This window comes from Azospirillum sp. INR13 (genome assembly GCF_015390205.1).
GTDB lineage: Bacteria > Pseudomonadota > Alphaproteobacteria > Azospirillales > Azospirillaceae > Azospirillum.
Map to the genome: position 1 here is coordinate 360,019 of NZ_VUOI01000001.1, position 25,299 is coordinate 385,317.

Here is a 25,299-nt window from a genome sequence, read left to right on the forward strand (position 1 = left end):
CTCACGCTCCGTCCGGCAGGTAGCCGAGTTCCCGCAGGAACCCCATCATCCGGGCCTCGGCGGCGTCCCGCTGCTCCCGCAGTTCCAGGAGCTTCTGGACCTCCTCGGCCACGTCCAGGTCCTCCTCCTCCTCGGTCAGGTGGACATAGCGGCTGATGTTGAGGTTGTGGTCGTTGCCGGTGATCTCCGCCATCGGCACCACGCGGGCGAGGCGATCCACATCGGCATAGTCGTGATACGCCTGGGCGAGCGTGGCGACGTTGGCGTCGGACAGGTGGTTCTGGGCCTTGCCTTCGATGAACTGCTCGGCCCCGTTGACGAACAGCACCTTCCCCCGGCGGTCCTTCGGCTTCGACTTGCGGACGATCAGGATGCAGGCGGGAATGCCGGCCCCGTAGAACAGGTTGGGGGCAAGGCCGATCACCGCCTCGATCAGGTCGTCCTTCAGCATGCCCTCGCGGATGCGGCCCTCCGCCCCGCCACGGAACAGGATACCGTGGGGCAGCACCACCCCCAGCATGCCGTCCTGCCGCAGGCTGGCGACCATGTGCTGGACGAAGGCGAGATCGCCGTAGGATTTGGGCGGGCAGCCGTAGCGGTCGCGGCCGAACCGGTCGCCCTTGCTCCAGACCTCGTGGCCCCAGTCCTTCAGGGAGAAGGGCGGGTTTGCCAGCACGCGGTGGAAGGTCCGGATCGCCTTGGTGCCGTCGCCGGTCAGATGCTTCGGATCCAGCAACGTGTCGCCACGGGCGATGTCGAAGTCCTGGATGTCGTGCAAGAACAGGTTCATCTGGGCGATGGCCCAGGTGTTCAGGTTCTTTTCCTGCCCGCACAGGGTCAGGCTGCGGGCGTTCCTGCCCTGCCGCTCCAGATGGTGGAAGGCCTCCAACAGCATGCCGCCCGATCCGCAGGTCGGGTCGTAGATGGTCGTGCCTTCCTCGGGCCGCAGGCACTCCACCAGCAGCCGCACCACCATCTTCGGGGTGTAGAATTCGCCGCCCTTCTTGCCGGAATCGTCGGCGAACCGCTCGATCAGATATTCGTAGGCTTGCCCCAGAACGTCCGGCTCCACGTCGGCGTTGCGGAGGCGATGCTTCTCGAAATGCTGGAGCAGCTTCTCAAGCGACGCGTCGGGGAACCGTTCCTTGTTGTTGAAGTCCACGTCCTGGAAGACGCCCCGCAGGCGGTGATTGGCGTCTTCGACGGCGTGGAACGCGGCGTTCAGTCGTTCGCCGATGTTGGTCGCCTTCGACCGAACGTCGTTCCAGAACCGCCCCTCGGGAATGTGGAAGCGGTGCTCGTCCGGGTCGGCGGCCAGAGCGGCGTCGCCGTACTTGGCCATCCGCTCCTCGTACTCCTCCTCCCACACGTCGCAGAGCCGCTTGTAGAACAGCAACCCAAAGATGTAGTGCTTGTAGTCCGACGAATCGATGGAACCCCGCAGGATATCGGCGGCTTTCCACAGGTGGGATTCAAGCTGGTCCAGGGTCAGAACGGCCATCGCGAGCCCAACGTCTCTTCAAAGATGTGCAAAGCGGCGGCACTCTATCAGACCGGGTGCGGCAGGCAACGGCGTTGACCGGAAGCGGGGCTGCGGCAGGGTGGCCGGCTCAGTCCTCCTCGTCGAAGTCCTCGTCGGGGTCCGGGTACTGGGGCGGGGCCTTGCCGACCGACGCGACCACTCTGGGATAGCGTTTGCGTGGCTCCCGCTCGCCGAGGGCCAGGACCTCGACCCGGAACCGCCACTCGTCTCCATAGTCGAACAGGAACGTCATCGCCGTCCCGACCTTCGAGAACGCCTGGGCCACCGTCGTCTTCCTGACGCTGAGGGAGTCGCCGCCCTCGCCCATGTCGGCGAAGAGTTCATACCGGGGCTTGGCGTCGTAGATGTTGCCGGTGAGCTTGGGGAAGAACCCGAAGGCGTGGTCCAGGTCGAAATCGTAGGCCCGGACGATGGCCTCGGCGAGGTCGTGGAGGGAGCGGTCGCTCGGGATCTCGATGTCCCGGTAGAGCTTGGGCCGAAGGGCGGCCCGGACGATGTGGGTGGCGGCTTCGGCCATGGTGTTGCTCTCCTGTCAGTGCGGCGGCCCGACGCGTCACGCCTGCGGCAGGCTTTCGCGAAAGTCGGGAACGCCGGCCAGGAAGATGGCGTCGGACTGGTGGTTGACATAGGCGAGGAAAATGTACTCGTTCCAGTGGTTTGCGGTCGGGCCGACCTTCAGCAGGGGTTTCGGCGTCCGCGACTTTCCGGCCGCCAGCCGCGGCCATCCGGGCGACCTCGCGGCCGATGTAGTCCAGGAACCGCTGCTCCGTCCCGTCCAGCACCACGTAGGGCGTGGTGATCACCACATGATGGCCGATGTCCGGGAGCGGTGGGGGCAGCAGGCGGGTGTACCAGAGTTGGCCGGGTTCCCCCGCATACCCCGTCGCGGAGTGGCACCGCCGGACCTGCCGGGTGACGATGTCCTTCAGCAGAACCAGCGGGCCGTCCATGCCCATGTGGACATAGAACCCCATGCGGGACTCCTGCATCGGCCGGACGATGTCGGCGATCCAAGCCGGCATGCCGGTGGTCTCCGCCATCCGCAGGATGCAGGTTCCCATGGTCTCCCGGCTGGCCCCGAACTGGAGGTCGAAGAAGGCCCACATGTTGAAGTGGCTCGCCGTCAGCGGACTGATCGGCGGGCCTTCGGGCATGTACTCGTCCTCGGCCTTCGCCACCGCCTTGGCGTAGCCCTTCGCCTCGGGCATGGCGGAGATCGCCTCGGCGAACATCGACACCAGCGTCAGCCCCTGGGCGTAGAAGGCGAAGGCCGGATCGTAGCCCTGCTCGACAAGGTCCTTGAAGCGGCTGCCGTCGAGACCGGCCTCAACGGCACGCTCCCGGCTCGCCCGAAACGCGGACAGGTCGATGACGTTCGACCGGATCTGGGTCGCCACCTTCCGGGCGATCTTGTCGGCGACGCTTCCCATAGGGGCTCCTGCTGTCGGTTTTGGCCCACGCCTCAGTGCGGGTGGACGTGGTGGGCATCGGGGAAGTGGGCGTGCCGGTGTCGTAGTCGGCCGTGACGATGCTTGTGGGTGTGCGGTTCGGTCACCGGGCCGTCGTGACCGTGCTGGTGATGCTCGTCGTGGACGTGCGGGTGATCGTGCTCGATCTCCTCATGGACATGCTCATGGTCGTGATCCTCGGTCAGGTGCAGCCAGACACCGATTCCCATCAGGACCGCCGCGGCGACCATCCCGGCCGTCAGCGGCTCCCCAAACATCGCCAGCGAGGCGATGGCTCCGACGAAGGGGGCCGTGGAGAAATACGCTCCGGTCCTGGCGGTGCCGATGTGCCGCAGGGCGATCACGAACAGCACGAGGCTGACGCCGTAGCCCAGCAGCCCGACCAGCATGGCCGCGATCATCGTCGGCACGGCGGGCATGCCGTCGCCGAGGGCAAGGGCGATCCCGACATTGACGCCGCCAGCGACCAGCCCCTTGATCGCGGCGATGTCCATGGGGTCGGCCAGCGAGACCTTGCGGGTCAGGTTGTTGTCCACCGCCCACATCAGGCAGGCAGTGGCGACCGCGGCCGGTCCCCAGCCGCTTGCCCAACCGTTTGCCCAACCGTTTGCCCAACCGTTTGCAATGTCCAGCGATCCGCCCCAGGACAGCACGGCCGCCCCCGCGACGATGGCGATCATGCCGGCGACGAGCCGCCGGTCGAAGCCTTCATGGAAGACGAACCATGCCAGGAGAGCGGTGAACACCCCTTCCAGATTGAGCAGAAGCGAAGCGCTCGATGCCGGCGTGACCGCCAAGCCGGACATCAGCAGCACCGGTGCGGCGATCCCCCCGGCCAAGACGGCGCCCAGCAGCCAGAACCACTCGGTGCCGCGGATGCTCCGTTCGCCCCGCTCCGCCGAGACCGCCAGCCCACGGACCAGCCGGACCAGCCCCAGGCCGGTTCCGGAGCCGAGATACAGCAGGCCCGCCAGCATCCAGGGCGACAGGTCATGGACCAGCAGCTTCGCCAGCGGCGTGCTGACGCCGAAGAGCACGGCAGCCAGAATCGCGGTCGTCGAACCCGTGCGAACCATGGGAGCTTCACCCGTCCGGTGGCTGGAAAAACCCGCCTCCCGACAATGACGGATCTCAGCCGTTCTCCGCCAGCACCGTCCCGGCCAGATAGAGCGAGCCGCAGATCAGGACGCGCGCCGGTCCCGGACGATTGGCCACGAGGTCTGCCAGGGCCGTATCCACGCTGTCGGCGGCCGCATGGTCGCGGATGCCGCAGAGCTTGGCGGTCTCGCAGGATTCCTCCGAGGTGAAGCTGGCTTCCTCGCCGGGGATCGCCACCGCGCGCAGGGAATGGGTGAAGGGAGCCAGCGGGCCCAGGAACTCGAACGGGTCCTTGCTGGACAGCATGCCGTAGATCACGAACAACGGGAGGGCAGGAGAGTCCTCCGATCGACCGTTGCCGGGCTGGCCGCGCGACCAGTCGACCGCCTGCCGGGCCAGCACCTCACCCGCCGAGTCGTTGTGGCCGCCGTCCAGCCACAGCTCCCAGCCCGGCGGCAGGCTTTCGGCCAGCGGGCCGCGGGTCAGGCGCTGCAGCCGGCCCGGCCATTCGACGGTGGCGAGACCCTTGCGCACCGCCTCGTCGTCCACGGCCAGCGGCAGGTGGTCCAGGCAGGCGATGGCGACGCCGGCATTGGTGATCTGGTGGACGCCGGCCAGACCCGGCATCGGCAGGTCGAGCTGCCGCCTGGCGCTCTCGAAACGGAAGCCGTCCGGTCGCTCCTGCACCGACCAGCTCTGTATGGGAGCGGCGATGGCGTTGGCGCGCAGCTTCAGCGCCCTGAGCGCGTCGGCCTCCGGCTGCGGGGCCAGCACAACCGGGACGCCCGGCTTGAAGATGCCGGCCTTCTCGCTGCCGATCTCCAGCAGCGAGTCGCCCAGGAACTGGCGGTGGTCGTAGGAGATGCGGGTGATCGCCGTCACCGCCGGCTTCGCCACCACATTGGTGGCGTCCAGCCGCCCGCCCAGCCCGGTCTCCAGCAGGACCACGTCGGCCGGCATGCGGGAGAAGGCGAGGAAGGCGGCGACCGTCGTCACCTCGAAGAAGGTGATCGGGTTGCCGGCATTGGCGATCTCGCACTCCTCCAGCAGGGTGGCCAGATGATCGTCGTCGATCAGCCGCCCACCCTGATGCCCGCCCAGCCGGATGCGTTCGTGAAAGCGCACGAGGTGCGGAGAGGTGTAGACATGGACGCGGTAGCCGGCCGCCTCCAGAATCGCGCGCAGGAAGGCGACCGTCGATCCCTTGCCGTTGGTGCCGGCGACATGGACCACCGGCGGCAGCTTCCGCTCCGGATGGTCCAACGCCGCCAGCAGACGGTGCACCCTATCCAGCGACAGGTCGATGACCTTGGGATGAAGCCCCTTCAACCGGTCCAACACCGGGTCGGAACGGGTCGCGGCCGGCCGGGCGGGCGGATGGGCCAGCGGAAGGGAGGCGTCGGTCATGATCGTCTCTGGTCGGGTGGGCAGGGGGTGCCGGTCAGTCGTCGCCGGCCTGGATCGGAGCCGCCGGCTGAGAGAACGCCTGCTGCGTCGCGACCGGCTGGGCCGCAGTCGCCTGCGTCGCCGATTGGGGCATCTGGGCCGGCTCGCCGTCGGCCGCCTCGGCGGCGGTCAGGTCGATGTCCTCCACCACCGCGTCGATGCGCGGCGTCATCAGCAGGCCGATGGTGCGGACCAGCGTCGGGCGCAGGTCGCGGCGGTGGACGACCATGTCGACCATGCCGTGTTCCATCAGGTATTCGGAGCGCTGGAAGCCTTCCGGCAGGGTTTCGCGGATCGTGCTCTCGATCACGCGGGCACCGGCGAAGCCGATCTGTGCGCCCTTCTCGGCGATGTGGATGTCGCCCAGCATGGCGAAGCTGGCGGTGACGCCGCCGGTGGTCGGGTCGGTCAGCACCACGATGTAGGGCAGGCCGGCTTCCTTGACCATCTCCACCGCGATGGTGGTGCGCGGCATCTGCATCAGCGACAGGATGCCTTCCTGCATGCGGGCACCGCCCGATGCCGGAACCACGATCAGCGGCGCGTTCTTCGCCACCGCCAGACGGGCGGCGGTCAGCAGCCCTTCGCCGACGGCGATGCCCATCGACCCGCCCATGAAGCCGAAGTCGAAGGCGGCGACCACGGCGGCATGGCCGCCGATCCGCCCCTCGCCCACCACGATGGCGTCGGTGCGGCCGGTCTTCGTCTGGGCTTCCTTCAGGCGGTCGGTGTAGCGCTTCTGGTCGCGGAACTTCAGCGGATCGGCGACCGACTTCGGCAGCTCGACACCCTCGTAGGCGCCGTCGTCGAACATCGACTCCAGACGCTTGATGGGGTCCAGCCGCATGTGGAAGCCGCAATGCTGGCAGACGTGCAGGTTCTCTTCCAGATCACGGTGGAACAGCATCGACTCGCAGCTCGGGCATTTGTGCCAGAGATTGTCGGGCACTTCCTTGCGCGCGTAGAGCGCGCGGATCTTGGGACGGACGTAGTTGGTAAGCCAGTTCATGATGCCTCGTTCAGACCGGCGGCGAAGAGCTGGATTTCACGAGCTATCTCCGCGACGTCGATCTCTTCGGTCAGCAGGGTTCCATGGGCGATTCGGTTGCGGATGTCGTAAAGCTCTTTGATGCGCTTGTAAACGTCCCCGCCCTTGTCGGTGAGCAATGCCACCCGCTGCATGAGTTGCATGTTGCGGACCTTATCGTCGAGGAGGTCCCAGGCGCGGCGATCCCGCCACTCCGTCTGGCTCCGCATCCGCTTGATCAAGGCCGATGAATGCGTGTTCAGTTTTGCGTCGAACAGCGCAAACAGCAGAACGAAAAATGCCTGCTGATTGACCAATGCCAAGCGGTCCAAACGCCGGAGAGCATCCGGATCGTCATTCCAGAAAGATGCGTCCTGTTGGATACGCTCCAGGTTTTCGCTGGCAATCTCGAACGCCCGCAAGGTGTCGGCAAAGTCTTTCACCCGACCTCCCGCAGAAGATCGAGCAGGCATTCACGACCCCACGGCTTTCCGCCCGTCTGCCAACTGCCCGTCGTCCAGTATGTCCACTCCGGCCCTTCGGCGTCCGCCTCCTTGGCAAGCAGGCGGTCGCCGGCGCGGATGGTGCCGACATACAGCTTGACCCGCCCGCGGGTGAACAGGACCCAGCGGGCGTCGGGCTGGAACATCAGGATGTCCCGGCCGTCCCGGCGGATCCGCAGCAGCGGGATCTCGTAGCCGGGAAGCTCCAGGATCTTCTGCATGTTCTCGTGCCGGGGGAGCAGGCGCGAGCGGTCGACCTCATAGCCCTCGCCGGGCGGCAGCCAGCCGACGATCTCGTCATAGAGCGCGTCGATCCGCCGCTTCCAATCGGCGATCTCCGCCTCCGCCTCCTCCCGGCTGGGGAGCGGCTTCTCCGGTTCGTCGTCGTCGATGTAGAGATAGGCCATGACAGGTCTCCCGGTGGCGCCCCCCCTATATAGGCTCACCCCCGCGCCGCGCGCACGCCCTTGGCCAGTTCGCCGACGAAGCCAAGCACGTCCTCGACCGCGGCCGCCCCGTCGACCCCGGCGGCCAGGCTGTCGGCCAGACGGGTGACGATGGCGGAACCGACCACGGCGGCATCGGCGACGCGGGCGACCTCGGCGGCCTGATCCGGCGTCTTGATGCCGAAGCCCACGGCGACCGGCAGGTCGGTGTGGCGCTTCAGCCGGGCGACCGCCGCGTCGATGGCGGTGTTCGACGCGCTGGCGGTGCCGGTGATGCCGGCGATCGACACGTAATAGACGAAGCCCGACGTGTTGCGCATCACCATGGGCATGCGCGCCTCGTCGGTGGTCGGCGTGGTCAGGCGGACGAAGCTGACGCCGGCCTTCAGCGCCGGGAGGCACAGCTCCTCGTCCTCTTCCGGCGGCAGGTCGACGACGATCAACCCGTCCACCCCGGCCGCGCGCGCGTCGGCCAGGAAGGGCTCCACCCCATAGGCGTGGATCGGGTTGAAATAGCCCATCAGGATGATCGGCGTGTCGGCGTCCTGCCTGCGGAAGCCGCGCACCATCTCCAGCGTCTTGCGCACCGTCATGCCGGCCTTCAGCGCGCGCAGCGAGGAGGCCTGGATCGCCGGGCCATCGGCCATCGGATCGGTGAAGGGCATGCCCAGTTCGATCAGGTCGGCGCCGGCGGCCGGCAGGCCGTTCAGAACCGCCTGCGAGACGGCGGGATCGGGATCGCCGGCGGTGATGAAGGTGACCAGACCGGCACGTCCCTCCGCCTTCAGCGCATTGAACCGACGGGCGATGCGGCCATCGGCCCCAACATCGGCACTCTTCATGTCGGCACTCACAGTTCCACTCCCAGATGCTTGGCGACGGAGAAGATGTCCTTGTCGCCACGGCCCGACAGGCACAGCACCATCAGGTGGTCCTTGGGCAGTTTCGGTGCGCGCTTGATGACCTCGGCAAGGCCGTGGGCGGATTCCAGCGCCGGGATGATGCCCTCGGTGCGGGCGCAGAGCTGGAAGGCGTCCAGCGCCTCCTGGTCGGTGGCGTAGGCGTATTCGACGCGGCCCACGTCGTGCAGCCAGCTGTGCTCCGGCCCGATGCCGGGATAGTCGAGGCCGGCGGAGATCGAGTGGCCTTCCAGGATCTGCCCATCCTCGTCCTGCAGCAGGTAAGTGCGGTTGCCGTGCAGCACGCCGGGCCGGCCGCCGTTGATCGAGGCGGCATGGTCGAGCGGCCCCTTCTCGATGCCGCGGCCGGCGGCCTCGACGCCGATCATCTGCACCGACGAGTCGTCCAGGAAGGGGTGGAACAGGCCGATGGCGTTCGACCCGCCGCCGACGCAGGCGACCAGACTGTCGGGCAGGCGGCCTTCCAGCTCCTGCATCTGGGTGCGGACCTCGTCACCGATCACCGACTGGAAGTCGCGGACCATGGCGGGGTAGGGATGCGGGCCGGCGGCGGTGCCGATGATGTAGAAGGTGTCGGCGACGTTGGTGACCCAGTCGCGCAGCGCCTCGTTCATCGCGTCCTTCAGCGTGCCGCTGCCCGACGTCACTGGGCGGACCTCGGCGCCCAGCAGCTTCATGCGGAAGACGTTGGGCTGCTGGCGGGCGATGTCGGTCTCGCCCATGTAGATGACGCAGGGCATGTCGTAGAGCGCGCAGACGGTTGCGGTCGCCACGCCATGCTGGCCGGCGCCCGTCTCGGCGATGATGCGGGTCTTGCCCATGCGCCGGGCCAGCAGGATCTGGCCGATGCAGTTGTTGATCTTGTGCGCGCCGGTGTGGTTCAGCTCCTCGCGCTTGAAGTAGATCTTGGCCCCGCCCAGCTGCCCGGTCAGGCGCTCGGCGTAATAGAGCGGGTTGGGGCGACCGACATACTGCTTCAGCTGCTGGCGCATCTCGCCTTCGAAGGCGGGATCGGCCCGCGCCTCGCGATAGGCCTTCTCGACCTCCAGGATCAGGGGCATCAGCGTCTCGGCGACGAAGCGGCCGCCAAAGATTCCGAAATGCCCGCGCTCGTCGGGACCGGAGCGGTAGGTGTTCAGTTTGGTCATCGTCTGCGGCACTGCCTGAAGTCGAAGGAAAGCCGGGATAGGGCTCGGTCTTGCGGGCGGCATATCGGGTCCGGACGCCGGCCGAGCGCGCCACCATACCGGTGGGACGCGCCGATTTGAAGCGCCGGGCCACGGCAATCCATGATTTCCACCCGTCCGCAAACATGGAGCGGGGCTTTGCACGGACAAGGCCGCGCCCTTACACTGGTGCCTCCTTTATTGCGGAGCATGCTTCCGATGACGCAGCGGACGCCGCCGTCGCTTCTCCCCACGGATCTCCAGCCGGCTCCCCGCCGGATTCTGGTGGTGGAGGACAGTCCGCTGAACCAGATGCTGGTCACCGCCATCCTCGCCCAGGCCGGCCACCGCGCCGACACCGCGAACAATGGATTGGAAGCGGTGATGGCGGCGCAGGCCGGCGGCTACGACCTGATCCTGATGGATTTGTCGATGCCGGAGATGGACGGGCTGACCGCCACGCGGCTGCTGCGCGACCTGCCGGGGCCGGCCGGCCGGGTGCCGGTGGTCGCCATGACCGCCGACACCGAGGAGGCCGACCGCATCCGCTGCCAGGACGCCGGCATGAACGACCATGTCGCCAAGCCGGTGGACCGGGCGCTGCTGCTGGAGACGGTGGAGAAATGGCTGCGCGCCTCCCTGTCTGCCGGTGCCCTGTCCGCCGACGCATCAGCCGGCTTCGGCCCCTGCGCAGCGGCAGCTCCCGAAGCGGCGGGCGAGGTGCTGGACCGCGAGGTCCTGGCCGAGCTGGCCCAGGATCTGGAGGCGGAGCTGCTGGCCGACGTGCTGCGGCAGTTCGTGGAGGAAACGCAGGAACGGGTGGCGCGCATCGCGGCGGAGACCGACCGCGCCGTGCTGACGCGCGAGGCGCACACGCTGAAAAGCACCGCCGGGACCTTCGGAGCCCGCGCCCTGTGCAGCGCCGCCCGTGCGTTGGAGATGGCCTGCCGGGCCTCGCTTGGGGCGCAAGGAGCGGAAGGCCAAGGGGACGGGGAGGGAGACGGGGCGGCGGACACGGTGGAAGGGCTGCGCGGCGAGATTCCCCGGCTGGCCGGGGACGCCATCGCGGCCTACCGCGCCGCCGGGTATCCGGTCTGACTCAGCGGGGGCCCGTCACTCGACGACGCTGATGTTCACCGCGGAATCCTTGCCGTTGTTGCCGCGCTCCACCTCGAACTGAACGCGCTGGCCTTCCGACAGGGCATGCAGGCCGGAGCGCTGGACCGCGGTGATGTGCACGAACACGTCCTTCGAACCGGCTTCCGGCGCGATGAAGCCGTACCCCTTGGTGGTGTTGAACCATTTTACGGTGCCGTTGGTCATGAGCCTCCCCCTGGTCACTGCGAGACAAGTCTTAGCAAAACGGATTGGTCCGGAATCGCCGGCATCGGCCGCGCCATGAGGTCTGCCGGGCAAGCGGAACCAAGACATTGTGCGGGGAGGCTAGCCGCATGCTGTGGTTGCGGGCAATTCCGTCTCACGGCATAGGACAAAGGATGACGAAATCCCGAGTGGAATTACGACCAAGGCGACGGAACTTTGTCGAAGGGTATTAGCCCGTTTCTTGGCAGATTCGGCGCTTCGTCAGGAAATTCTTGCTGAAATAAAGGCTTAGAGTTTTCCTTCGGCTTGCCAGGCAAGACGTTTGCGGTAGATCGTCGAGGCGCTGATCTGCAGCAGGGCGGCGGCGCGCGGGATGTTGCCGTCGCAGGCGGCGATGGCATCCTCGATGGCGTCCTTCTCCACCTCCCACAGGGGCTTGATGGAGTCGGGGGAAGGGGGGACATGCGGGCGCGGCGCCGGGGCGGCACCGGCCGCCGCCAGGGCGGGTACTACGGCGGGAACCAGCGGCTGCGGCGCGCCCAGCGGCGGCGGCAGCATCTCCGGCGTCACCGTGTCGCCGTCATGCAGGACCGCGACGATGCGCACGACATTCTGCAGCTGCCGGACATTGCCCGGCCAGTGGTAATGGCGCAGCGCCTGTTGCGCTTCGGGGGAGAAGCTGGTGAAGCCCTTCTTCTCCTCCTTCGCGAATTCCGCCAGATAATGGCGGGCGATCTCCAGCACGTCGTCCTCGCGCTCGCGCAGCGGCGGCAGGTGGATGGGAATGACATGCAGGCGGTAATAGAGATCCTCGCGGAACCGCCCCTCCTCCACCTCGCGCAGGGGATCGCGGTTGGTGGCGCAGACGATGCGCAGGTCGACCTTCTCCAGCTTCGACCCGCCGACGGGGGTGAAGGTGCCGGTCTGGATGAAGCGCAGCAGCTTGGTCTGCAGGTCGGGTGCCAGTTCGCAGATCTCGTCCAGGAACAGGGTGCCGCCATCGGCGCGTGCCGCCGCGCCCTCGCGGTCGGACACCGCCCCGGTGAAGCTGCCCTTCACATGGCCGAAGATCTCGCTTTCCATGAGATCCTTCGGGATGGCGCCGCAGTTGATGGCAATGAAGGGCCTGGCCGCCCGCTGGCTCTGGCGGTGGATCGCCTCGGCGCAGACCTCCTTGCCGGTGCCGGACTCGCCGGTGATGAAGACGGTGGCTCGCGAGGAGGCGGCGCTGTCGACGATGCGGTAGACCGCCTGCATCGCCAGCGACGAGCCGATGAAGCCGTGATAGCGGGCGCGGTTCAGGTCCTTCTCGAAGGTGTCGACCAGCTGGGCCAGCCGCAGACGCTCCATCGCGTTGCGGACCGTCACCACCAGCCGGTCGGCGGAGAAGGGCTTCACCAGGAAATCATAGGCGCCGTAGCGCATCGCCTCCACCGCCGCCTTCACCGAGCCGTGGGCGGTGATGACGATGACCGCGCAGGGCAGGGCCTGGGTGTCGATGCGTTTCAGCACCTCCATCCCGTTCATGTCCGGCAGCTGCAGGTCCAGCAGCACCACCTTGGGCGCGCCGTCGTTCAGCTGCGCCAGCGCGTCGGCCCCCGTCTCCACCGAGATGACGGTGTGGGATTCCTTCTTCAGGTATTCCGCATAGACACGGGCCAGCGACGGCGTGTCTTCGATCAGCAGGACGGGGATGGAACCGGGCGGCATGCTGTGGGCGACACGCAGAGGTAGGGGCGGGGCTGCCCCTATTGTCTAACAGATATTTCTGAAAATCCCACCCCCACGCGCATGCGCGGGGCGTGAACGCATCGATATCACTGCCGGACCGGATAGGTCGCGGTGCCGCCGCTTGCCGGGGGAAGCGCGATGAACTATCAGCAGCGGGCATCGAGGTGTCGGAAGAGGGGGTTCGCCATGGCCGATCACGCCATTCTGGCCGGCAAGCGCGTGCTGCTGGTCATCGCCGGCGGCATTGCCGCCTACAAGAGCCTGGACCTGATCCGCCGCCTGCGCGAACGCGGCGTGACGGTGCGCGCGGTGCTGACCGAGGCCGGCGCCCGCTTCGTCACGCCGTTGTCGGTACAGGCGTTGACCGAGGACACCGTCTACCGGGACCTGTGGTCGCTGACCGACGAATCGGAGATGGGCCACATCCGCCTGTCGCGCGAGGCCGACCTGCTGGTGGTGGCGCCGGCCACCGCCAACCTGCTGGCGCGCATGGCCGCCGGCATGGCCGACGATCTGGCCGCCACCGTCCTGCTGGCCACCGACAAGCCGGTGCTGGTCGCCCCCGCCATGAATGTGCGGATGTGGCAGCATGCCGCGACCCAGGCCAACATGGCGCTGCTGGAAAGCCGCGGCGTCCGGCGCGTCGGCCCGAACGAGGGCGTGATGGCCTGCAACGAATACGGCCCCGGCCGCATGGCCGAGCCGATGGAGATCATCGACGCCATCGCGGGGATCTTCGCGGAGGACGCGCACCGCCCCCTCGCCGGACGCCGTGCCGTCGTCACCAGCGGCCCGACGCACGAGCCGATCGACCCGGTGCGCTACATCGCCAATCGCTCGTCGGGCAAGCAGGGGCATGCCATCGCCGCCGCCCTGGCGAAGCTGGGGGCGGCGGTGACGCTGGTCAGCGGCCCGACCCGCCTGCCCGACCCGCCCGGCTGCAGCGTCGTCCATATCGAGACGGCGCGCGAGATGCTGGCGGCCTGCGAGGCGGCGCTGCCCGCCGACATCGCGGTCTGTGCCGCCGCGGTCGCCGACTGGCGCGTCGAGGGCGCGTCCGACCGCAAGCTGAAGAAGGACGGCGGCGGCCCGCCTGCGCTGGCCCTGGCCGAGAACCCCGACATCCTCGCCACCCTGTCCCGGCCCGGCGGGCGCCGCCCTGCGCTGGTCGTCGGCTTCGCGGCGGAGACCGGCGACGTGCTGGCCTACGCCACCGCCAAGCGCGCCCGCAAGGGCTGCGACTGGATCGTCGCCAACGACGTCTCCCCCGGCACCGGCACCTTCGGCGGCAGCGACAACACCGTCCACCTGATCCGCGCCGACGGGGTCGAGTCCTGGCCGACTATGCCCAAGGACGCCGTCGCCGCCCGGCTGGCCGAGGCGGTGGCGGGGCATTTCGCAGGAAAGTAGCGTCTACCCGGTGCCTCTCTACCACCGCCCAACCACAGGATCCCCCATGTCCCCCACCGTCGCCTTCCTCCGCCTGCCCGGCAACGACGACCTGCCGCTCCCCTCCTATGCCACCGAGGGTGCGGCGGGGTTCGACCTGCGCGCCGCGGTGCCGGCGGATGAGCCCGCCGTTCTGGATCCTGGCAAGCGGATGCTGGTGCAGACCGGCTTCGCCGTCGGGCTGCCGGCGGGGTGGGAGATGCAGATCCGGCCGCGTTCCGGTCTGGCGGTGAAGAACGGCGTCACGGTGCTGAACACGCCGGGCACCGTCGACTGCGACTATCGCGGGCCGGTCGGCGTCTGCCTGATCAATCTGGGGGAAGAGCCCTTCACCATCGCCCGCGGCGACCGCATCGCCCAGGCGGTGATCGCCCCGGCCCCCCAGGCGGCGCTGGTGGAGGTCCCGTCGTTGGACGAGACCGCGCGCGGTACCGGCGGCTTCGGGTCCACCGGCGTCGCCTGAGAACCCCATCCCCCGCCTGCGTTTCTGTGGCATGATCGCCGCGCCGGAAGGGGTATGACGCAGCGGGCGAAGCACCCCCTCCGGCACTGGCGGCAGGCGAGGGGGTGGTCATGCGGAGTCCCCGGCGGAGCGTGGCGTTCCGCATCCTGGCGGGATTGACGGTCATCGGCGGGCTGGCCGCGGCGACCAGCGTCGTCGCCGTCTCGCTGTTTTCCCGCTTCCATCAGGGATACGAGCAGATCGCCACGGCCAAGGTGCCGGGGCTGGTCGCCGCCGCGCAGCTGGTGCAGCAGAGCGGCGCCGTGGCCGCCATCGCCCCCGCCCTGGTCGCCGCCCAGGACCAGACCGCGCGCGAGGCGGTGATGGCGCGGATGGGCGACCAGATCGTCCGGCTGGAACAGTTGATGGCCCGGCTGATCGCACACGGCGGGCAAAGGAACGGCGGCCAGACGAATGGCGGTCAGACGAATGGCGGTCAGGCCGATCTGGGCGAACTCGACCGCCGCAAGAACGAACTGGTCGGCACGCTGCTGACCCTGAACGCCCAGGTCCGGCAGCAACTGGCCCTGACCGCAGAGACCAACGCCCGCGCCCAGGCACTGGCCGCCCTGACCGGCCGGCTCGGCGCCGCCGAGTCGCGGGAGGAGGAGGCGCCCTGGCCGATGGAGACGCGCTCCGGCCTTCCGGATGCCGAGGCGGCGGAGCGCAGCCGCGACGCGCTGGAGCGCTGGCGCCGGGACCTGACCGCGGCGGCCACCACGCTGCTGGCCGCCTTGCGCGCCGACCGCGACAGCCAGCTGGACGGGTTCCAGGCGGAGACCCGCATGGCGCTCGACAATGCCGCCGCGGCGCTGGCCCTGCTGCCGCCGGAGCGTGCCGCCCGGCTGCAGCCGCTGCAGCGCGAGGTGGAGGAGGCGGCCTTCGGGCGATCCCCCCTGTTCACCCTGCGCGCGGCGGAGCTGTCGCTGCAGCGGGCGGTCAAGCGTTCGGCGGCACGCAATCAGGCGGTGTCGGACCAGCTGGTCGGCATCGTGTCCGACTATTTCCTGGCGGTGGAGCAGGACGTCGCCCGCCGCTCGTCCGAATTCGAGCGGGTGATCCGCGACGGCGAGCGGGCGGTGGTCGCCATGGCGCTGCTGTCGATCCTGGGCGCCGCCGCGATTTTCGCCTATATCCACCGCAACGTGGTGGCGCGGCTGCGCCGGCTGCGCAGCGCCATGCAGGCGGTGGAGACGGCCGAGCCGGCGGCAATGCCCGACCTCGACCTGCCCCCGGCCACCCCGTCCGGCAGCCGGGACGAAATCGGCGAGATGGCCCGCGCGCTGGCCTATTTCGTCACCACCATCCGCGCCCGCGAAAGCGCACTGGCCGACGGCGAGCGGCGGCTGCGCACCATCCTGGAACAGAGCCCGGTCGGCGTCTCCATCGGCCGCACCGACGGCACCGTCGCCTTCGCCAACGCCCGCGCCGCCGAGCTGGCCGGCCGGCCGCTGGACGCGTTCGTCGGCAGCCGCCACGCGCTGGCCCTTCCGGGCGCCAGCATCAGCCGGGGTGGGACCGGTCAGCAGTGGGAGGCCGGAAACGGCGGCGTCCTGGTGCGCGATGCGGAGGTCGCGGTCGACCGGCCCGACGGCAGCCGGGTGTGGGCACTGCAGACGCTCCAGCGCACCAGCTTCGAAGGCGAGCCGGCGGTGCTGGCCTGGAGCTACGACATCACCGCGCGCAAGCAGGCGGAGGAGGCGCTACGCGCCGCCAAGGAACAGGCGGAGATCGCCGCCCGCTCGAAGGCGGAATTCCTGGCGACCATGAGCCACGAGATCCGCACGCCCATGAACGGCGTGCTCGGCATGCTGGAGCTGATGGCGCTGACCCCGCTGGACGAGGAGCAGCGCACGCTGGTCTCCACCATGCGCGAGAGCGGGGCCGCACTGCTGCGGATCATCGACGACATCCTGGATTTGTCGAAGATCGAGGCCGGGAAGCTGGACCTGGAGGAGCTCGACCTGCGCCCGGCCGAACTGGTGGAAGGGGTGGCCGACCTGCTGGCGCCCCAGGCCCACCAGAAGGGGCTGGCGCTGATCTGCGACATCGACCGGTCGGTGCCGGCGCGGCTGCGCGGCGATTCGGGCCGGCTGCGCCAGATCCTGTTCAACCTGACCGGCAACGCCATCAAGTTCACCGACCACGGCCGGGTGGTGCTGCGCGTCCATGCCACCGAGCCCATACGTCAGGATCAAGTGCGCCTGCATGTGGCGGTGGAGGACACCGGCATCGGCATCGGGCCGGAGGGGCAGGCCCGGCTGTTCCAGCCCTTCAGTCAGGCCGACAGCTCCACCACCCGGCGCTTCGGCGGCACCGGACTGGGGCTGGCCATCTGCACCCGGCTGATCGAGCGGATGGGCGGACGGATCGGCGTCGAGTCGGTGCCCGGCCGGGGATCGACCTTCTGGTTCACGGTGGACCTGCCGCGGGGGGAGGATCCCGTCTTGCCCGCCCCGGCGCCGCTGGCCGGACTGGCCGTGCTGGTCGCCGACGAGGATGACGTGCAGCGCGACGTGCTGGCCCGCTACCTGGAGCAGGGCGGGGCGACGGTGACCGCCGCCGCCACGGTGGCCGATGCGGCCTCCCGCCTGGGGCGCGGGGGGGTGGGGCTGCTGGTCACAAGCGGGTCGATGGCCGGGCGGCTGGAACCGCTGGCCGGTGCCTGCGGACCCGGGCTGCCGCGGCTGCTGCTGGGCGACGGGCGGGGGAACGGTCCCGCGGTCGCTTCGCCCCACGGCGGACCGGGCGGGCTGGCCCAGCCGGTCCACCGCGCCGCCCTGATCCGCGCCGCCGCCCTCCTGACCGGCCGTGCCGCACCCGACGCGGAGCGGGCCGGTGCCGTGGATACCGAAGCGGAGCGGTCCGGTCCGCCGCTCCTTATCCCCGCCCGCGCCGGAGCGGGAGAGGGAGAGCGGGACAGCCCGCCGGCCCACGGCCCGGTCCTGGTGGCGGAAGACCATCCGACCAACCAGCAGGTCGTCCTGCGCCAGCTGCGGCGCCTGGGCTGCGCGGTGGATCTGGCGGCGGATGGGGAGCAGGCACTGGCGGCATGGCGCGCCGGCCGCCACCGGCTGGTCATCACCGACTGCCACATGCCGGTGATGGACGGCTACGAGCTTGCCCGCCGCATCCGGGCGGAGGAGGACGGGACCGGCCGGTGCACCGCCATCGTCGCCATGACCGCCAATGCGCTGTCCGGCGAGATGGAGCGCTGTCTGGCCGCAGGCATGGACGATTACCTCGCCAAGCCGGTGACGCTGGCCCAGCTGTCGCAGGTGCTGGCCCGCCGGCTCGACACCCCTCCCCGCCCGCCGGAGGCGAAGGAACCGCCGGGGCGCAATCCGCCCGTCCGCCGGACGACTCGGCCCTGCCGGTGCTCGACCTCGACCATCTGCGCGAGACCTTCGGCGGAGGCCGGGAGGACGGCATCGACAGCGGCACGCTGGACATGATGGACTTCTTCATCGAGACGACGCGGCCCACCCTGGACCGGGTACGGCAGGCGCTCGACGCCGGGGAGATGGAGGAGGCGCGGGCGGCAGCCCATTCCGCCGCCGGAGCGGCACGCACCGCGGGCGCGCGGGTGCTTGCCGCCGCCTGCACCGCGCTGGAGCGCGCGATCGTGGAGGCGCGACTGGAGGAGGTGGAACGCCATGCCCATGCGATGGCAGCGGCCTTCCCGGAGGTCGAAAAAGCGATTCACGCGCTGCGCCACACGAAAGAGACGGTGCCCCAGCCGGAAGAGAGCATGGCGTGACCGGACGTGTTGGGGCGAAATCTACCTGGACGGGAACGCCAACCCGAAAAGGCGCACGGTGGACGCGAGTTGCTTGTCGGTGGGGTATGGCTGAACTACTCTGGATATCCTGATTCATTTCGACTGATTCAGCCGGGCCGTCGCCAAGCCCCGGCGATCCGGGGGTGGAAAGCGTGGTCGGTTTCGCTGGCTTCTTTTGGAACAAGGAAACCCGGCGCGAGGCCGAACATGCAGCCGCAGACCGCGACCGCTGGCGGGCGATGCTCGCCGCCTCTCCCTACCCCTGGTGCGCCTGGACCGAATCGGGCGGGGGCGCCCTGTCGGAAGAGACGGCGGTCCTGCTGGGCATCTCCAAGGCCGACGCCCTGCCGGACGCGGTGTCGTCGCCCGACTTCACCGCCGCCCTTGCCCGCCTGCGCCGCGACGGCGAGCCTTTCCGGTGCGAAGGGCTGGCGCCGGATGGCCGGCGGCTGGTGCTGACCGGCCGGCGCGGCTGTGCCGGCGACAGCTGCTGCGACGTGGTGTGGATCGAGGACGTCACCTTAGCCCGCGACGCCGCGCAGGACGCGACCCGCCGTCACGAGACGGAAACCGGGGTTGCCCGCTCCCGCCTTGCGGAGCTGCAGGCGATGGCCGACGCCCTGCCGATCCCGGTGTGGATGCGCGACCGTTCGTTACGGCTGTCGTGGTGCAACCGCGCCTATGCCCGCGCCGTCGACGGCGATCCGGACAGCGTGGTGGCGGAAGGACGGGAACTGACCGCCACCGGCCCGGCTCTGGCCGAACGGGCGCGCAGCGGCGGATTCGCCCAGTCCGACCGCGCACCCGTGGTGATCGGCACCGAGCGCCGCCTGCTGGAGGTGACGGAGGCGCCGCTGCCGCTGACCGATGGCGGCGGCACGCTGGTGGTCGGTTATGCGCTGGACCTGACCCCGCTGGAGGAACTGCGCGGCGAGCTTGACCGCCACCTGACCGCCCATGCGGAGGTGCTGGAACGGCTGGGCACCGCCATCGCCATCTTCGGCCCCGACACCCGCCTGACCTTCTTCAACCAGGCCTATGCCCGGCTGTGGGACCTTGACGAGGCGTGGCTGCGCACCGAGCCTACCAACGCAGAGTTGCTGGAGGAGCTGCGCGCCCGCCGCCGCCTGCCGGAATATGCCGACTACCAGACCTTCAAGCGCGAGCGCCTGACCCGCTACACCCATCTGGTGGAACCGCTGGAGGAGATGCTGCACCTGCCCGACGGCACCACGCTGCGCCATCTGGCCGCCCCCCATCCGCAAGGCGGGCTGATCACCATCCTGGAGGACGTCACCAACACGCTGGCGCTGGAATCCTCCTACAACACGCTGATGGCGGTGCAGCAGGAGACGCTGGACAATCTGGCGGAGGGCATCGCGGTGTTCGGCGGCGACGGCCGGCTGAAACTGTCCAACCCGGCCTTCGCCCGCATCTGGGATCTGGCGGACGGCGACCTGCACGGCGAACCTCACATCGCCGACGTCTTCGAACGCATGCGCCCGCTGCTGGAGATCGCGCTGCCGGACAGGCCGGGGGAGGCCGCCGCCTCCGGCTGGGAAGCCCTGAAGGAGGAGCTGATCGGCGCCACGCTGGAACGCAGCGTCCGCTCCGGCCGGGTGGAGCGCAGCGACGGGTCGGTGGTGGAGTTCTCCACCCTGCCGCTGCCCGACGGGGCGGTGCTGAACAGCTATCTGGACGTGACCGACGGCGCCCGGCTGGAGACGGCGCTGCGCGCCTCCAACGCGGCGCTGGAGGCCGCCGATCAGCTGAAGAGCGAGTTCATCGCCAACGTCTCCCACCATCTGCGCACGCCGCTGAATGGCATCATCGGCTTCGCGGAGGTGCTGGCGAACCAGTATTTCGGCGAACTGAACACGCGGCAGATGGAGTATGTGCGCAGCATGCTGACGGCGGGGGAGCGGCTTCTGGAGCTGATCGACGACGTGGTCGACCTGACCAGCCTGGGGGCCGGCGTGACCACGCTGGAGCGCGAGGCGGTCAGCCTGCCCGACCTGCTCGACTCGGTGGCCAGCCTCACCCGCGAATGGGCCCGGCGCGAAGGGCTGCGCATGGAGGTCGTGGCTCCGGAGGCGCTGGGCGAGATCGAGGGCGACGGCAAGCGGCTGAAGCAGGCGCTGTTCACCCTGGTGGTCGGCGCCATCCGCAACCCGCCGGCCGACCGCCGCATCCGGCTGGCCGGCGAGCGGCTGAACGGCAGCATCACCCTGTCGGTCAGCGGCGCCGCCCCGCCGGACGCCGATCCGCAGGGGGCCGCGGCTCTCGGCGTTTCGCTGGCGCGCAACGTGATGGAGCTGCATGGCGGCCGGCTGGAGCTGGACGAGTCCGGCGGCACCGGCGTCTACCGCAGTGCCCATGTCCGCTGCATCATGCCGGTGCGCGCGCCCGCCAACGGCGTGAAGGCCGGGTGACCGGGACCCAAGACGCGTCCCCGGCGTTAATCTTGTCCATCCGATCCCGTGCAGTGCGGAGCCGCCGACGATGCCCAAGCCCCTGACCCTGTCCATCCCCCATTCGCTCGGCCGGGCGGAGGCCAAGCGCCGGCTGGTCGACGGCATGGGCGAGGCGCGGGCCCGTCTCAGCGCCGTCGCGGCCAGCGTCGACGACAGCTGGACCGACGACCGCCTGAACTTCCGCGTCGTGGCGCTGGCCCAGACCATCGCCGGCCACATCGACGTGCTGGACGACAGCGTCGAGATGGAGGTTCAACTGCCCTGGGCGCTCGCCCTGCTGGCCGACAAGATCAAGAACAAGGTGTCCCGCCAGGGCACGCTGATACTGGAGAAGAAGTAAGGAGCGGGGGAGATGTCGGCTGACGATGCCCCCACCTAACCTCCCCCGCTCTCAGCGGACCTACGGTCCGCCTGCCGCGTCAGCACAAAGCTCTGCTTTGTGCGAGAGCTGGGCGGGGGAGGGACTGTCTCTGCCTTTCCGTACAAGCACTTATCCCCTCCCCTGCGGAGCGGGGGAGGGTTAGGGTGGGGGCACCGCGGAAAGCACCTCCCACCCCATCCTTACCTCCATCACCCCTCCGAAGGCTCTTCCACCCTGCGGCGGGCGAGCGGGTGGTGGTCGTGCATGACCTTCTTCAGTCGTTCCGTCACCACATGGGTGTAGATCTGCGTCGTCGCGATGTCGGCATGGCCTAGCATCTTCTGGACGGAACGCAGATCGGCGCCATGGTCCAGCAGATGGGTGGCGAAGGCGTGGCGCAGGACGTGCGGGCTGACCTTCTCCGGATCGATGCCGGAATCGATGGCCAACTGCTTCAGCAGCTGGGCGAAGCGCTGGCGCGTCAGGTGCCCTTCGGCGGAGATGCGTGACGGGAAGAGGAAGGGACTGTGCCCGGCCTCGGCACCGGCGGCCGGCGGAATGAAGTGGCCGCGCAGCGGAATATAGGCGGCCAGCGCCGCCAGCGCCGGGTCGGACAGCGGCACCATGCGTTCCTTGCCGCCCTTGCCGCGCACCAGCAGGCCGCGCCCGTCGCGCATGATGGCGGCCATCGGCAGGCCGACCAGTTCCGACACCCGCAGGCCGGTGGCGTAGAGCACCTCCAGCAGGGCGACCAGCCGCAGCCCTTCCGGCCCGCCGCGCGCCTCGGCGGTGGACAGCATGGCGCCGACCTCCGCCTCCGTCAGGATCTTGGGCAGCGGACGGCCCTGCTTGGGGCTGTCGAGCGGCGAGGCGGGATCGTCGACCCGCCGGCCTTCCGACAGCAGGAAGCGGTAGAACTGCCGCATCGCCGACAGCCGCCGCGCCACCGTGCGCGGGGCGCCGTCCTTGCTCTGCACCGCCAGATAGGCCCGCAGATCCTCGGTGCCGGCCGCCTCCAGCGCGACGCTGCGCTGGGCGAGCCAGCGTCCCAGGTCGGCAAGGTCGCGCTCGTAGGCCAGCCGCGTGTTCACCGCCGCCCCGCGTTCCGCCGTCAGCATGTCGAGGAAGGCGTCCAGATGCGGGGAGGTGGCGAGCGGGCGCGGCTTGCACGGCCGGCCGCGACGCTTGGCGGGTCTCTTGGGGGCGGTCATCGTGGTGGCAGGCTTTCGGTGCATGAGGTCATTGCGCGCCGCGTTCGGAAAGGGCGGGGGCGGAAGGGGCGGGATCGGGAGCGGCGGGTCCGGCGATGGCCGCCATCGCTTCGCGGGCGAGGGCGCGGGCGTCCGGCTCCAGCCCGACGGCCTTCAGGTTGGCCGCCACCCGCGCGGTGACGACCGGCGGCCGGCCGGCCGGTCCGGCCTCCCCCAGCAGGAGCAGGGCGGCGACCACCGTCTCGCCGACCCGCCCGCCACCGGCGGCATCGCCCAGCCGCTGCCAAAGCGCCGGATCGACCCCGGCGTCGCTGCCGCTGGGCGGCCCGGCGCCGTCGGTGGCCTGCATCCAGGCCTCGTCCGACACCGCGACGCCCGTCGCCTGCAGAAGGGCTAGCTGCCCGGCGATGCGGCTGCGGGCAGGACCGTCGGCACCGCGCAGCGCCTCCTCCAGCCAAGCGATCAGCGCGCGCGGATCTTCGGCGCCGCGCCCTGTCGCCACGACCGCCAGAGGCCACAGCCAGGCGGTGTCGGCGCTCCGCCCGCTGCGCAGGGCCAGATCATGCCAGCGCCGCGCCTGATCGAGCCGGCCCTGCGCGTAATAGAGCCGTGCCGCCGCCGGAGCCAGGGTCGCGGCGTCCCCGATCGGCGACACGGTGTCGAGCAGTCCGGCCGCGGCACCGCCGACCGGCCCGGCGCGCAGGCGCGGATCGACCAGCTCCACCGCCAGGGAGGCCAGCGCGACGCGGCGCTGCCCGTCCATCGCCGCCGCCATCGCCTGATGGACCAGGGCACGGGTGCGGGCGCCGCGGTCGCGCCGGGCGATGTCCCTCACCCGCAACAGCTCGTCGCCGGACGGCGGCACCTGGACATAGAGGTCGAGCAATTGGCGGGCGTCGAGGAACAGGGAGGCCGCCGCGCGTTCCCCGGCTGCGGCACGGGTGGCGGGATCGGTGGACGGGTTGGTGGCGATGGCTGCCAGGGCCGGCAGGTTGTCCAGCGGCAGCCGGTCGGGCGGAACCCCGATCCGCGCCGTCCGCATGGCGGCCAGCGTCAGCGCCAGCCCTTCGGGGTCGCCCTGCAGGACCAGCGAGCGGGCAGGGGGCGGGGCGGCGCCGGCCAGGGCATCGGCCACCATCAGGAACGGATCGGAGCGGCGGGCGCCGCCGTTGCTCAGGCTCGCCAGCGCCTCGTCCGTGCCGGCGCGGTTGCCGACGCGGGCATGGCAGAACAGGGCCAGCCTGGTCCAATAGGCGGAGGCGAAGCTCTTGCCGCGGGCGAGCGCGCGGGTGCAGTCCAGGCCGCCGCGCACCAGCTCCGCATCGGTCAGCGCCTTCGCCGCCGCCTCGTCCGTCGCCAGCGCCGCGGGCAGCAGCGCCGCCAGATCGGCCGCCCCGGCGGGATCGCCGATCCGCGCCAGCTTCTCGATGCGCAGCGCGCCGAACCGGCGGGGTGGCGGCACCTCTCCCTCCGCGACGGCGGGCGACCCGGCGCTCAGCAGCAGCCGGCGTTCCAGCGCCTTGACGGCGGGGGAGGGGGTGTCGACAGGAAGAGCGGCGATCAGCGGCAGAAGCTCCGCCCGGCCGATGCCGCGCCAGGGGTCGGCGCCCAGCCCCTGCAGCCCGCTCAGCGTCCCCGCCCCATCCGGATCGGGCGCGCCCAGCGCCTCGCGGGCGACCGGAGCCGGCCGCGCCACCACGGGGGACACGGGCGGCGGCGGAGTGACCGCGGGCGGGTAGGCCGGGACGACGGCGGGCGCAGGTGCGGCGACAGGTGCCCGTGTGGGAGCAGGCGCATCCGTCCCGGCGTCAGGCGTCAGCCGGATCGGCGGGCCGACCACCTGTGCCGCTGCTGGCGCGATCCAGCCGGTTGCCGTCCAGCCGGCCGCCAGCAGCCCGGCCAGCAGCAGGGTGGCCGGAAGCGGGGAGCCCGATTGCGGACCGGCCCCGGCCGATGGTCGGGGTTCAGCGCGGGAAGCGCTCATCCGGCAGAACCTTCTCCACCGTCTTCGATGGAGCCGGCAGGTCCCACGAGGCGAGGAAAACCATGCCACCGGCGATCACCAGCAACAGCAGGACGATGAGGATCGAGAGAAACCGGCTCATGGCACCAAGGACGCGTTGTGTCGGAAAGCAGCGGATCGGAGCGGAGCTACCACGCCCGGCGGTCGCAGGGCTTGGGACAAGCAATGGCTTTTCTGCTAAAGCATCCGCACCCCGGCCGCGGCGGACCCGGCGACCGGGAGCACCGCCGACGGAGACCCCGTTCGGCGGCGGCGCAGTGTAGCCACAGGTTGGACCGCCGCGCAACCCGCCCACCCGGCTTTCGGGCCGGCTTTTCGGACCAGCTGACGGGACCGGCTTTTCGGAAGGACGGCTGGGAGCGCGCTTGTGCCGGCCAGCTTTCGGCGGGTATGAGTGTTGTCTGTTTCAGCGGTATGACGGCTGTCCCGCTGGATCGGGCGGACAGCGGAGTTGCGGGTACGGGTGGCGGATCAGATGGATGTGACGGGATTGCACAAGGCGACGGCGGCCCTGCTTCCGGAGACGGGGGCCGGAGCGGCGGAGGACAAGGCACCGCTGCTGCCGCGCACCGTGGTGCTGGTCGGGCTGATGGGCGCCGGCAAGAGCGCCATCGGGCGCCGGCTGGCGACACGGCTCCACCTGCCCTTCCGCGACGCCGACACCGAGATCGAGGCCGCGGCCGGCTGCACCATCGCCGAGATCTTCGCCCGCGACGGCGAGCCGGTCTTCCGCTCCGTCGAGCGCCGCATCATCACCCGCCTGCTGAAGGACGAGCCGGTGCACATCCTGGCGACCGGCGGCGGCGCCTTCATGGACCGGACAACC

23 protein-coding genes are annotated in these 25,299 nt (G+C 70.0%); 9 read left to right on the forward strand and 14 right to left on the reverse strand.

All coding sequences use genetic code 11. The annotated features are described in order from the left end of the window. Window position 1 precedes the first annotated feature (1 nt). Window positions 2-1,501 (reverse strand): type I restriction-modification system subunit M, encoded by a 1,500-nt coding sequence (locus tag F1643_RS01780; protein WP_194910068.1) that lies wholly within the window; start codon window positions 1,499-1,501, stop codon window positions 2-4. A 109-nt stretch (window positions 1,502-1,610) separates the two neighbouring features. Continuing rightward, entirely contained in the window at window positions 1,611-2,060 is a 450-nt protein-coding gene (locus F1643_RS01785; RefSeq protein WP_194910070.1) for a hypothetical protein, read from the reverse strand. Window positions 2,061-2,515: 455 nt separating this feature from the next. On the opposite strand from F1643_RS01785, the gene F1643_RS01790 reads away from it, so the two are divergent. After that, complete coding sequence (locus F1643_RS01790) at window positions 2,516-2,734, forward strand: hypothetical protein (RefSeq protein ID WP_194910071.1); 219 nt, start codon at window positions 2,516-2,518, stop codon at window positions 2,732-2,734. Between the two features lie 271 nt (window positions 2,735-3,005). On the opposite strand, the gene F1643_RS01795 is transcribed toward F1643_RS01790, so the two are convergent. The 7 genes from F1643_RS01795 to trpB are packed head-to-tail and all read right to left on the reverse strand — an operon-like array spanning window position 3,006 to window position 9,600. Beyond that, entirely contained in the window at window positions 3,006-4,088 is a 1,083-nt protein-coding gene (locus F1643_RS01795) for a DMT family transporter (protein WP_194910073.1), read from the reverse strand. Window positions 4,089-4,143: 55 nt separating this feature from the next. Further along, window positions 4,144-5,517: a folylpolyglutamate synthase/dihydrofolate synthase family protein gene (locus tag F1643_RS01800; protein WP_194910075.1), complete on the reverse strand. Its 1,374-nt coding sequence runs from the start codon at window positions 5,515-5,517 to the stop codon at window positions 4,144-4,146. 34 nt (window positions 5,518-5,551) lie between these two features. Beyond that, window positions 5,552-6,565, reverse strand: a complete 1,014-nt coding sequence (accD, locus tag F1643_RS01805; RefSeq protein ID WP_194910076.1) for an acetyl-CoA carboxylase, carboxyltransferase subunit beta — start codon at window positions 6,563-6,565, stop codon at window positions 5,552-5,554. Next, entirely contained in the window at window positions 6,562-7,026 is a 465-nt protein-coding gene (locus tag F1643_RS01810) for a HEPN domain-containing protein (RefSeq protein ID WP_194910078.1), read from the reverse strand. Before F1643_RS01810 ends, accD begins: the two co-directional genes overlap by 4 nt. Then, on the reverse strand, window positions 7,023-7,493 hold the full coding sequence (locus tag F1643_RS01815; protein ID WP_194910080.1) for a hypothetical protein: 471 nt from the start codon (window positions 7,491-7,493) through the stop codon (window positions 7,023-7,025). Before F1643_RS01815 ends, F1643_RS01810 begins: the two co-directional genes overlap by 4 nt. Before the next feature lie 35 nt (window positions 7,494-7,528). After that, window positions 7,529-8,374: a tryptophan synthase subunit alpha gene (gene trpA, locus F1643_RS01820; RefSeq protein ID WP_194910082.1), complete on the reverse strand. Its 846-nt coding sequence runs from the start codon at window positions 8,372-8,374 to the stop codon at window positions 7,529-7,531. 8 nt (window positions 8,375-8,382) lie between these two features. Further along, window positions 8,383-9,600 carry a tryptophan synthase subunit beta gene (gene trpB, locus F1643_RS01825; protein ID WP_194910083.1) on the reverse strand — a complete coding sequence of 406 codons (1,218 nt, stop codon included), beginning with the start codon at window positions 9,598-9,600 and terminating at the stop codon, window positions 8,383-8,385. 237 nt (window positions 9,601-9,837) lie between these two features. On the opposite strand from trpB, the gene F1643_RS01830 reads away from it, so the two are divergent. Then, window positions 9,838-10,716 carry a hybrid sensor histidine kinase/response regulator gene (locus F1643_RS01830; protein ID WP_194910085.1) on the forward strand — a complete coding sequence of 293 codons (879 nt, stop codon included), beginning with the start codon at window positions 9,838-9,840 and terminating at the stop codon, window positions 10,714-10,716. Between the two features lie 15 nt (window positions 10,717-10,731). Here F1643_RS01830 and F1643_RS01835 read toward each other — a convergent pair whose 3' ends face one another. Then, the gene (locus F1643_RS01835; RefSeq protein WP_109152670.1) at window positions 10,732-10,941 is read right to left on the reverse strand and encodes a cold-shock protein; all 210 of its coding nucleotides are present in this window, start codon (window positions 10,939-10,941) and stop codon (window positions 10,732-10,734) included. A gap of 288 nt (window positions 10,942-11,229) precedes the next feature. Next, window positions 11,230-12,651, reverse strand: a complete 1,422-nt coding sequence (locus tag F1643_RS01840; protein ID WP_194910087.1) for a sigma-54 dependent transcriptional regulator — start codon at window positions 12,649-12,651, stop codon at window positions 11,230-11,232. 207 nt (window positions 12,652-12,858) lie between these two features. Here F1643_RS01840 and coaBC point away from each other — a divergent pair, with 207 nt between their 5' ends. From coaBC to F1643_RS01865, 6 genes are all read left to right on the forward strand, one after another. Then, on the forward strand, window positions 12,859-14,082 hold the full coding sequence (gene coaBC, locus F1643_RS01845) for a bifunctional phosphopantothenoylcysteine decarboxylase/phosphopantothenate--cysteine ligase CoaBC (RefSeq protein ID WP_194910100.1): 1,224 nt from the start codon (window positions 12,859-12,861) through the stop codon (window positions 14,080-14,082). A 46-nt stretch (window positions 14,083-14,128) separates the two neighbouring features. Next, window positions 14,129-14,584, forward strand: coding sequence for a dUTP diphosphatase (gene dut, locus F1643_RS01850; protein ID WP_194910102.1), 456 nt, complete (start codon window positions 14,129-14,131; stop codon window positions 14,582-14,584). Window positions 14,585-14,715: 131 nt separating this feature from the next. Then, window positions 14,716-18,078: an ATP-binding protein gene (locus F1643_RS21975; protein ID WP_370540428.1), complete on the forward strand. Its 3,363-nt coding sequence runs from the start codon at window positions 14,716-14,718 to the stop codon at window positions 18,076-18,078. After that, window positions 18,000-18,383: an Hpt domain-containing protein gene (locus tag F1643_RS21980; RefSeq protein ID WP_370540429.1), complete on the forward strand. Its 384-nt coding sequence runs from the start codon at window positions 18,000-18,002 to the stop codon at window positions 18,381-18,383. The genes F1643_RS21975 and F1643_RS21980 overlap by 79 nt, the downstream gene beginning before the upstream one ends. A 173-nt stretch (window positions 18,384-18,556) precedes the next feature. Next, complete coding sequence (locus F1643_RS01860; RefSeq protein ID WP_370540430.1) at window positions 18,557-20,836, forward strand: PAS-domain containing protein; 2,280 nt, start codon at window positions 18,557-18,559, stop codon at window positions 20,834-20,836. Between the two features lie 70 nt (window positions 20,837-20,906). Next, window positions 20,907-21,218, forward strand: a complete 312-nt coding sequence (locus F1643_RS01865; protein WP_194910113.1) for a polyhydroxyalkanoic acid system family protein — start codon at window positions 20,907-20,909, stop codon at window positions 21,216-21,218. A 230-nt stretch (window positions 21,219-21,448) separates the two neighbouring features. Here the strand turns inward: F1643_RS01865 and F1643_RS01870 are convergent, their stop codons facing one another. Genes F1643_RS01870 through F1643_RS01880 form a run of 3 tightly spaced genes read right to left on the reverse strand, consistent with a single transcriptional unit; the run spans window position 21,449 to window position 24,555 of the window. Next, entirely contained in the window at window positions 21,449-22,450 is a 1,002-nt protein-coding gene (locus F1643_RS01870) for a site-specific tyrosine recombinase XerD (protein ID WP_255542291.1), read from the reverse strand. A 28-nt stretch (window positions 22,451-22,478) separates the two neighbouring features. Continuing rightward, entirely contained in the window at window positions 22,479-24,434 is a 1,956-nt protein-coding gene (locus F1643_RS01875) for a hypothetical protein (RefSeq protein ID WP_194910117.1), read from the reverse strand. Further along, window positions 24,415-24,555, reverse strand: coding sequence for a hypothetical protein (locus F1643_RS01880; protein WP_167331734.1), 141 nt, complete (start codon window positions 24,553-24,555; stop codon window positions 24,415-24,417). Before F1643_RS01880 ends, F1643_RS01875 begins: the two co-directional genes overlap by 20 nt. 381 nt (window positions 24,556-24,936) lie before the next feature. On the opposite strand from F1643_RS01880, the gene F1643_RS01885 reads away from it, so the two are divergent. Further along, window positions 24,937-25,299, forward strand: a 363-nt coding sequence (locus F1643_RS01885) for a shikimate kinase (protein WP_370540431.1), incomplete at its 3' end; no start/stop codon positions are given.

Excerpts from the sequence above, each read along its gene's own strand:
- F1643_RS01780 (WP_194910068.1), bottom strand. The coding sequence starts at position 1,501 with ATGGCCGTTCTGACCCTGGACCAGCTTGAATCCCACCTGTGGAAAGCC.
- F1643_RS01785 (WP_194910070.1), bottom strand. The coding sequence starts at position 2,060 with ATGGCCGAAGCCGCCACCCACATCGTCCGGGCCGCCCTTCGGCCCAAG.
- F1643_RS01790 (WP_194910071.1), top strand. The coding sequence starts at position 2,516 with ATGCGGGACTCCTGCATCGGCCGGACGATGTCGGCGATCCAAGCCGGC.
- F1643_RS01795 (WP_194910073.1), bottom strand. The coding sequence starts at position 4,088 with ATGGTTCGCACGGGTTCGACGACCGCGATTCTGGCTGCCGTGCTCTTC.
- F1643_RS01800 (WP_194910075.1), bottom strand. The coding sequence starts at position 5,517 with ATGACCGACGCCTCCCTTCCGCTGGCCCATCCGCCCGCCCGGCCGGCC.
- accD (WP_194910076.1), bottom strand. The coding sequence starts at position 6,565 with ATGAACTGGCTTACCAACTACGTCCGTCCCAAGATCCGCGCGCTCTAC.
- F1643_RS01815 (WP_194910080.1), bottom strand. The coding sequence starts at position 7,493 with ATGGCCTATCTCTACATCGACGACGACGAACCGGAGAAGCCGCTCCCC.
- trpA (WP_194910082.1), bottom strand. The coding sequence starts at position 8,374 with ATGAAGAGTGCCGATGTTGGGGCCGATGGCCGCATCGCCCGTCGGTTC.
- trpB (WP_194910083.1), bottom strand. The coding sequence starts at position 9,600 with ATGACCAAACTGAACACCTACCGCTCCGGTCCCGACGAGCGCGGGCAT.
- F1643_RS01830 (WP_194910085.1), top strand. The coding sequence starts at position 9,838 with ATGACGCAGCGGACGCCGCCGTCGCTTCTCCCCACGGATCTCCAGCCG.
- F1643_RS01835 (WP_109152670.1), bottom strand. The coding sequence starts at position 10,941 with ATGACCAACGGCACCGTAAAATGGTTCAACACCACCAAGGGGTACGGC.
- F1643_RS01840 (WP_194910087.1), bottom strand. The coding sequence starts at position 12,651 with ATGCCGCCCGGTTCCATCCCCGTCCTGCTGATCGAAGACACGCCGTCG.
- coaBC (WP_194910100.1), top strand. The coding sequence starts at position 12,859 with ATGGCCGATCACGCCATTCTGGCCGGCAAGCGCGTGCTGCTGGTCATC.
- dut (WP_194910102.1), top strand. The coding sequence starts at position 14,129 with ATGTCCCCCACCGTCGCCTTCCTCCGCCTGCCCGGCAACGACGACCTG.
- F1643_RS01865 (WP_194910113.1), top strand. The coding sequence starts at position 20,907 with ATGCCCAAGCCCCTGACCCTGTCCATCCCCCATTCGCTCGGCCGGGCG.
- F1643_RS01870 (WP_255542291.1), bottom strand. The coding sequence starts at position 22,450 with ATGACCGCCCCCAAGAGACCCGCCAAGCGTCGCGGCCGGCCGTGCAAG.
- F1643_RS01875 (WP_194910117.1), bottom strand. The coding sequence starts at position 24,434 with ATGAGCGCTTCCCGCGCTGAACCCCGACCATCGGCCGGGGCCGGTCCG.
- F1643_RS01880 (WP_167331734.1), bottom strand. The coding sequence starts at position 24,555 with ATGAGCCGGTTTCTCTCGATCCTCATCGTCCTGCTGTTGCTGGTGATC.